This window comes from Methylophaga sp. (genome assembly GCF_965655755.1).
Lineage (GTDB): Bacteria > Pseudomonadota > Gammaproteobacteria > Nitrosococcales > Methylophagaceae > Methylophaga.
In genome coordinates, this window is the sequence record NZ_CBFHHW010000019.1 from 1 (window position 1) to 5,461 (window position 5,461).

The following is a 5,461-nucleotide window of genomic DNA, read 5'->3' on the forward strand; positions in this document are numbered from 1 at the left end:
CGATTATATTCATGCCAGCCGTTATGGTGATAAAACGGTTGGAGGGCAATTGATATGGCGTGCAGAGCCGAGTGTTGAATTAAAAAATCGTCATGTGGTGCTGGTTGAGGATATTTATGATGAAGGCATCACGGTGTCGGCGTTGCGGAAATATTGTCTGGAAGCCGGGGCTCTGTCGGTACGTTGCGCCACCTTACTGGATAAAGACCGACCAAGACAAATAGAACCGCTTCCTGAATACATTGGCCTCACTGTTCCGGACCGTTATGTATTCGGTTTTGGTATGGACGTCGAGGGATACTGGCGGAATATACCAGCCATTTATGCCATGAAGGAGTCCTGATATGAGCCTGTTGGGCATTATTGGCGGTAGCGGTCTGTGTGATTACCCGGGGTTAGAGATAACGGAAAAACTCACTATGGATACCCCGTTTGGTCAGCCTTCGGCACCGATTTCGTTAGGCAAGCTTGATGGCAGGCAAGTGGCATTTTTGCCCCGTCATGGTAACAACCATAGTATTGCACCTCATAAAATAAATTATCGCGCTAATGTATATGCACTGAGTCAGGTGGGAGTAACAGAAATATTAGCGGTTGCAGCGGTAGGGGGAATTACGGCTGCTTTTGGTCCGGGTGTGCTGGCGGTTCCGGATCAACTTATTGACTATACGCATGGTCGTGAACAAAGTTTTTATAGTGATGACTTCAGAGCGGAACATCATATTGATTTCACCTGGCCTTACGCTGAATCGATACGACAAAAAATTCTGCAGGTTGCTGATAACCAGCGTCTATCGGTTGTAGCTGCCGCAACCTATGGCGCTGTGCAGGGGCCAAGACTGGAAACAGCAGCTGAAATTCGTCGTATGGCTCAGGATGGATGTGACTTAGTGGGGATGACCGGGATGCCGGAAGCCTATCTGGCTCGCGAAATCGGCATAGATTACGCCACGCTGGCAGTAGTCGCTAACTGGGCGGCGGGGATTGCTGACGGTGAACTATCCATGGAGCAGATTTCCGATACGCTTAATGAGGGTATTGATAATGTCAGAAGCATCATTGTCGGTGTTACTGAGCTTCAGCCGATTTAGTTGTTTCGGGTAAAGAATAGCTCTCAGGTGTTTCTGATACCGCAGCAGCTGGCGCGGCGACCGGGGTGATTTGTAATATAGCTGGCAGACGCGGGTGGTCAAAATAAATCAGTTCCTTGCTTTTAACGCGGCGTATTTCAGTCAGATGAGGATTCCTCGGACCTCCCGTTTCTATGCCCTGCGGCAAAGTATCAGACCACTTGCTGGTTTGCGTGCCATTTTCCTTAAACCATAAATCAATATCTGCATGCAGATAATTAACACGATAAAGCTTCAGTTGACCTTCTACCAGATTATTCGCAGAGCTAATCTGAACACCCTTGGCACTTCTTTTACTCAGCATCGATTGTTGCCACGCTTTATGAAAATGTACCCGGTAATTAGATGAGTTATTCAACCTTTGCGCTACGCCAGCCAGAGAATCAATCGAGGCAGGCTGAATATATTTATTTGCCATTTGTGGGCTTAGTGAACCATTACGGATTTGGTTCATGGTTGGCCATTGTTCAGCATTGACACCGCTGAAACGTTCAAAAACCACTAATTCCACGTGATACCACTGTTGTGCATTCGCGCCAAAACTTAGCAGCAACAAGGCAAAAGCGATGGCTATTCTGGTCAATCGGATATCAGTTTTCATAGCAACCTAGTCTGGATGATTTGAGTCTATTGTCTACTGTTCTCTCCATGCTGTTCAAGTAGCTGCCCGAAAAAAACGAATACTGCTATCATCACTGCAAACAATACTGATTGAATGGAGAGAAAAGAAATGGATGGATTATCGAGTTTTGCACTGTTTTTCTTAGTATTAGCAGTGGTCGTTGTTCTGATGGGGGTTAAGTCAGTGCAGCAGGGTAGGGAGTTTACCGTTGAACGGTTTGGGCGTTACACGCGGACCCTGAGTCCTGGTTTGAATTTTATAACGCCTGTGATTGACAGTGTCGGTGCCAAAATTAATATGATGGAGCGGGTATTGGACGTGCCATCACAGGAAATTATCACCAAAGATAATGCGATGGTACGCGTCGATGGTGTGGTGTTTTTTCAGGTGATTGATGCGGCCAAAGCGGCCTATGAAGTCAGTGGCCTGGATAATGCCATTCTTAATCTGACCATGACTAATATTCGTACCGTGATGGGCTCTATGGATTTAGATGAGTTACTGTCCCGACGTGATGATATTAACGCGAAATTGTTGCATGTGGTGGACGATGCCACGACACCGTGGGGCGTCAAAGTGACCCGTATCGAAATTAAAGATATTGCTCCGCCGGCTGATCTGGTGGAAGCCATGGGGCGTCAAATGAAAGCGGAACGTGAAAAGCGCGCTAACATTCTGGATGCAGAGGGCGATCGACAATCAGAGATTCTGCGTGCAGAAGGTGAAAAACAAGCGGCTGTTCTGGATGCGGAAGGCCGCCGTGAAGCAGCTTTTCGTGATGCCGAAGCGCGGGAACGATTAGCAGAAGCAGAAGCGCGTGCGACCACAATGGTGTCCGAGGCGATTGCGAACGGTGACATTCAGGCTGTGAACTACTTCGTTGCACAAAAATACGTTGAAGCATTGAAAGATATGGCTTCTGCAGAGAATCATAAAGTGATTATGATGCCGCTTGAAGCAAGTAATGTTATCGGTTCGATAGCGGGTATCACTGAGTTGGCAAAAGAAGCTTTTGTTAAAAAAGGAGCCTGATTATGCCTATTCTGATTGATTTCTGGCATTGGTGGATTTTCGCAGTGGTGCTCGTCATCATTGAAATACTCGCGCCCAGCTTTTTCGCTTTGTGGATGGCGATTGCAGCCTTTCTGACCGGGCTGGCTTTATTGTTATCTCCCCAGTTGGGTTGGGAATATCAGGTGATGTTGTTTGCCGTATTGTCGGTATTAAGTATTGTCATGTGGCGTCGTTATTATCTCAAAAACCCAATTGTCAGCGATCAACCGAACCTTAACCGTCGGGGCGCGCAGTATATAGGTCGCACGGTGACCTTAACGGCACCAATTGAGAATGGGGTAGGGAAGGTAAAGCTGGATGATTCGACCTGGAAAGTGCAGGGGCCAAACTGTGATGCGGGTAAAAAAGTACGGATAATCGGACTGAAGAATGTTGTTTTTAATGTGGAAATTATTGACTGAGTCAGATAATAAAAAAGATTTATCACTCAAATAACGCAGGACATCTATGACGGCTTTTTTTAACACCGGCCTAACACAACAAGAATTTCTCACCCAATATTGGCAAAAAAAGCCTTTATTAATCCGGCAGGCATGGCAATTCTCTGATGATTTATTGAGTCCCGAAGAACTGGCAGGTCTGGCTTGTGAGGATGATGTTGAGTCAAGATTGATACAGGAGCGTGGCGAGTCCGGTCCATGGCAGCTACAACATGGCCCCTTCAACACGGATGATTTTGCCGGTTTGCCCAAAACACATTGGACCTTGTTGGTGCAGGACGTCGATAAGCATATTCCGGAATTAGACGGAATCATGGCTAAGTTCGACTTTATTCCTGATTGGCGTCGTGATGATCTGATGATTAGTTTTGCGCCTGAAGGCGGTAGTGTTGGTCCGCATACTGATGGTTATGATGTGTTTTTAGTGCAGGCTCAGGGTAGCCGGCAGTGGCAGATAAGCCATACGCCGGTTATAGAGGCTGAGTTTATAGATGGACTGGATTTAAAAATTCTCAACAGCTTTGAGGCTGATGAAGTTTGGGAGTTACAGCCAGGTGATATGCTTTATTTACCCCCGCACTTCCCTCATCACGGTGTGGCTCTCAATGATTGCATGACATTCTCTATCGGTTTTCGAGCGCCGACTCAGATTGAGTTACTTGATGCTTTTATGCACTCACTAACGGAGCATGAAGCCGGTCAACAACGTTATCAAGATCCTGGTTTACAGGTGACAAATGACGATAAATACATTGATAAGGATTCGATACGCCGGTTTAAACAGAGCTTGATTGATTGCATCGAACAATCTGACGATCTATTGCTGGATGCGGTTGGTCGACTGTTAACCGAGACCAAACCCAGTTTGGAGTTACTGGCCGCTGAGCTGACAAGTGATGATGAAGAGAGTTCTCTATATGAACGATTTCAACAGGCCGAGCAGTTACTGAGAAACCCCTATGTGCGTATCGCCTGGGCTGATAATGATACGTTTATTCAGTTATTTGCTGCCGGTGAGTCCTACCAAGTCGATAGCAAGGCAAGAAGCATTATGCCTATTCTGAGCGGCGACGAGCCAATTCAATTCTTTCAGTGGAAGCAAATACAAGCCACTGGATCGACAGACCTGCTGGATGAATTAATCGTTGCAGGTTGCTGGTACTGGCAGACTGAAAATTAGGTTTTTCGACCCCGATTAAAACTGGTTTTATGACATTTTGGGCAGGGCGGAATGCGACTGGTCTTTTTGAAGTGCATTTCACAACCACAATCAATACAGACCAAGGTGCCAATAGCCGCTATTTCACCCGTGTGATACTGCTGAGACTTTTTAGCCTGTGATGCCAGCTTATTCAGTTCAATGCGGGTTTTATCTGCAGCACTGGCAAAAAAGTCGAACATACGTTCTTCAACCAAATGGAGATCGAATGTGAACCAGGTTGATAATTCTTTTCCGGTATTTTCGAGATAATCTGCGGCTTCATGGAGGTCGCGTTTGACATAAGCAGCGACTTTTTCGGCTTCCTCTGAAGTGAGCTCGCGCATTTCTACTGCGCGTTGCTTGGCTTTGTCAATATTGCGTTGCAATGCGGGCATTGCCTGCTGCTCGGCATCATCAAGAAAACCATTTACCCGTTCCATCATTGTGTCGTATGCAGCAACCAGTTTTTTTTCAAAATCTTCCTGTTTCATCGCATCACTCCTTTTATCATCGGGCCTTTTAGGTTAACTTAGCACAGATTATTGAATTGGAGGAAACCATTTTGAATTCATTCCGAGGCGTTTTTTTTACCGGTTTTATTGTCTGCTTAAGTATGTTGCTGGTGGCAGGCTACTTCCAGTTTATTGAACATCTTGATCCATGCCCTCTGTGCATCCTGCAACGCCTGATGGTGCTGGCTGCAGGGGTGATTTTCTTACTGGGGGCAATACATAACCCCATTAACACTGGACGTCGGGCATATGGGTTTTTAGTCTTGTTGTTCGCCGGTCTGGGTGCTGCGATAGCGGGGCGACATGTCTGGTTACAAAACGTGACTGAGGATCAGGTACCGAGTTGTGGCCCGGGCTTGAATTTCATTCTGGATAATTTTCCACTTTCTCAGGCAATTGATATGGTGCTCAGAGGCTCAGGGGAATGTGCCGATGTTATGTGGACTTTTCTCGGATTGAGCATTCCAGCCTGGACCTTGGTA

At 46.5% G+C, this 5,461-nt stretch carries 8 protein-coding genes; 6 read left to right on the plus strand and 2 right to left on the minus strand.

Annotation, left to right across the window (positions count from 1 at the left end):
• Together ACTF5U_RS07605 and ACTF5U_RS07610 are read left to right on the plus strand one after the other, a co-directional pair.
• Positions 1 to 343, plus strand: a 343-nt coding sequence (locus tag ACTF5U_RS07605) for a phosphoribosyltransferase family protein (protein ID WP_438971038.1), incomplete at its 5' end; no start/stop codon positions are given.
• 1 nt (position 344) lies between these two features.
• Positions 345 to 1,091, plus strand: a complete 747-nt coding sequence (locus ACTF5U_RS07610; protein WP_438971039.1) for an S-methyl-5'-thioinosine phosphorylase — start codon at positions 345 to 347, stop codon at positions 1,089 to 1,091.
• On the opposite strand, the gene ACTF5U_RS07615 is transcribed toward ACTF5U_RS07610, so the two are convergent.
• Positions 1,069 to 1,731 (minus strand): CsiV family protein, encoded by a 663-nt coding sequence (locus ACTF5U_RS07615; protein ID WP_438971040.1) that lies wholly within the window; start codon positions 1,729 to 1,731, stop codon positions 1,069 to 1,071. The two genes, ACTF5U_RS07610 and ACTF5U_RS07615, sit on opposite strands and share 23 nt — an antisense overlap.
• A gap of 129 nt (positions 1,732 to 1,860) precedes the next feature.
• Between ACTF5U_RS07615 and ACTF5U_RS07620 the strand changes: the two genes are divergently transcribed.
• The 3 genes from ACTF5U_RS07620 to ACTF5U_RS07630 are packed head-to-tail and all read left to right on the plus strand — an operon-like array spanning position 1,861 to position 4,446.
• On the plus strand, positions 1,861 to 2,784 hold the full coding sequence (locus ACTF5U_RS07620; RefSeq protein WP_438971041.1) for an SPFH domain-containing protein: 924 nt from the start codon (positions 1,861 to 1,863) through the stop codon (positions 2,782 to 2,784).
• Between the two features lie 2 nt (positions 2,785 to 2,786).
• A complete protein-coding gene (locus ACTF5U_RS07625; protein WP_438971042.1) occupies positions 2,787 to 3,227 on the plus strand; it encodes an NfeD family protein in 441 nt (146 codons plus the stop codon).
• A 46-nt stretch (positions 3,228 to 3,273) separates the two neighbouring features.
• Positions 3,274 to 4,446, plus strand: coding sequence for a JmjC domain-containing protein (locus ACTF5U_RS07630; RefSeq protein ID WP_438971043.1), 1,173 nt, complete (start codon positions 3,274 to 3,276; stop codon positions 4,444 to 4,446).
• Here ACTF5U_RS07630 and ACTF5U_RS07635 read toward each other — a convergent pair.
• Positions 4,443 to 4,958, minus strand: coding sequence for a zinc ribbon-containing protein (locus ACTF5U_RS07635; RefSeq protein WP_438971044.1), 516 nt, complete (start codon positions 4,956 to 4,958; stop codon positions 4,443 to 4,445). The two genes, ACTF5U_RS07630 and ACTF5U_RS07635, sit on opposite strands and share 4 nt — an antisense overlap.
• A gap of 71 nt (positions 4,959 to 5,029) precedes the next feature.
• Between ACTF5U_RS07635 and ACTF5U_RS07640 the strand changes: the two genes are divergently transcribed.
• Positions 5,030 to 5,461: disulfide bond formation protein B (locus ACTF5U_RS07640; RefSeq protein ID WP_438971045.1), on the plus strand; the 432-nt coding region annotated here is incomplete at its 3' end.